Annotated in this window: 1 protein-coding gene; it reads right to left on the minus strand. The window is 46.5% G+C overall.

All coding sequences use genetic code 11. From position 1 onward, the window contains the following. Positions 1-21: 21 nt before the first annotated feature. Positions 22-650, minus strand: a 629-nt coding sequence (elbB, locus tag R7Q09_RS26250) for an isoprenoid biosynthesis glyoxalase ElbB (protein WP_318143955.1), incomplete at its 5' end; no start/stop codon positions are given.

The following is a 650-nucleotide window of genomic DNA, read 5'->3' on the forward strand; positions in this document are numbered from 1 at the left end:
TTTTAAGTTATCTATCAGTAATTAGGCGATTTCGACCAATTTTGATACCAATTTATCGATTCCTGAAGCTGCTTGTGAGATATTCTGCGCTAACATGTAAGCTGGCGTAGAAAGCACATTGTGTTTCTCGTCAAACACATACTCATCTACGTTACATTCAACGTGCTCTCCACCCATTTGGTGAAACGCAGCTGCGGTTGCGTCATCATTACCTATTGTGCCTTTTACGCCATGTTCGTAAATCATAGGAATAATGACAGGGGCAATGCAGAGGTAACCGGCAGGCTTGTTGGCATTTGCGAATGCACGGCAAGCTTGTGCAACGTGTGTATTAATCGAGCATTCCGCGCCAGAAACGGCAAAGTCAGTCAGATTTTTTGCTGCACCAAAGCCACCTGGTAACAATAGCGCATCAAAGTCTTCAACGTTCAGTCTAGCCACATCCTCAATGTTTCCACGCGCGATGCGTGCCGCTTCAACGAGCACGTTGCGTGGCCCATCCATTTCTTCGCCAGTGAGATGATTGATGACGTGTAATTGATCAATGTTTGGAGCGAAGCAATGCCAAGTAGCACCAGCTTTTTCGATGGCGTGCAGGGCTAGCACGGCTTCATGTAACTCTGAACCATCATAAACTCCTGAGCCACTCA

The sequence above is a fragment of the Vibrio sp. 2130-1 genome, assembly GCF_033339515.1.